Consider the following 1,298-nt stretch of genomic DNA (forward strand, 5'->3'; position numbering starts at 1 on the left):
CTTGTATGCGACGGCTCCGTTGTTCCGGGCTCGTCTGGATGAGTGTGCGGATGCTCTGTCTGCTTATGTTGATTGGGATCTGCTGGAGGTTTTGCTGACCGATGAGGGTGCGTCATTGCTGGCGCGGGTGGATGTGGTGCAGCCGGCGTTGTTCGCGGTGATGGTGTCGCTGGCCGCGTTGTGGCAGTCCCATGGGTTGCGGCCGGATGCGGTGCTGGGGCATTCGCAGGGGGAGATCGCTGCGGCGTGTGTCGCTGGTGCGTTGTCGCTGGAGGATGCGGCGCGTGTGGTGGCGTTGCGGAGTCAGGCCATTCGGGCGCTGGGCGGGCAGGGTGGCATGGTTTCCGTCGCGTTGTCGGTCGAGCAGGTGCGGCCGCGTTTGAAGCGGTGGGGCGGTGATATCGGTATCGCCGCGGTCAATGGTCCCGCGTCGACTGTTGTTTCTGGCAGCGCGTGGGCCCTCGATCAGATGCAGGCCGCTTTTGAGGCCGATAACGTGCGTACTTGGCGTATCTCCGTCGATTACGCCTCACATTCCCGGCACGTGGACAGGATTCGTGATCAGGTGCTGGAACTGCTGGCACCGATCCGGCCTCGGTCCAGTGAGGTGCACTTCTATTCCACGGTCACCGGGCAGCGAATCGACACCGCCGAACTCGACGCGGATTACTGGTTCCGTAATCTTCGCGGCACTGTCGAGTTCGAGGCCGCTACCCGTCTGCTTCTGGCAGACGGTTATGGCACCTTCATCGAGTCCAGTCCTCACCCTGTTCTGGTTCCCGGTGTGCAGGAGACCATCGACAGCACGGACATTCCGGCCCGCAGCGTCGGGACATTGCGTCGGCACAACGGTGACCTGGCCAGCTTCCTGCGTTCGGCCGGTGAGGCCTTCACGGCCGGCGCCGCCGTTTATTGCATGCCTGTGCATCAGCGCGGGGGCCGTCATGTCACGTTGCCCACGTATCCTTTCCAGCGAGCGCATTACTGGCTCAAACCTGATACCGGCCGGCGTGACATCGGCGCTGTCGGACTGACGGCGGCCGGCCATCCGCTGCTCGGTGCTGTCATCGAGGGTGCGGCCAGTATGGTCTTCACCGGTCGGATCTCCCTGGCCACTCATCCCTGGCTGGCCGATCATGAAGTGGCCGGTGCGGTCGTGTTGCCGGGTGCTTGTTTCGTCGAGTTGGCGGTGCATGCCGCCGACCGGGTCGGTTGCGGCATCGTGCGTGAGCTGACCGTGCAGACTCCGCTGGTTCTGCCCGAGCAGGGTGCGGTCAGGCTCCGGGTGGAGGTCGGCG

At 64.3% G+C, this 1,298-nt stretch carries 1 protein-coding gene; it reads left to right on the plus strand.

What is annotated here, in order from left to right; all coding sequences use genetic code 11:
- The coding region (locus tag ACWC09_RS48265; RefSeq protein ID WP_450858181.1) for an acyltransferase domain-containing protein at positions 1–1,298 on the plus strand (1,298 nt) is incomplete at both ends.

The organism is Streptomyces sp. NPDC001617, from assembly GCF_053596855.1.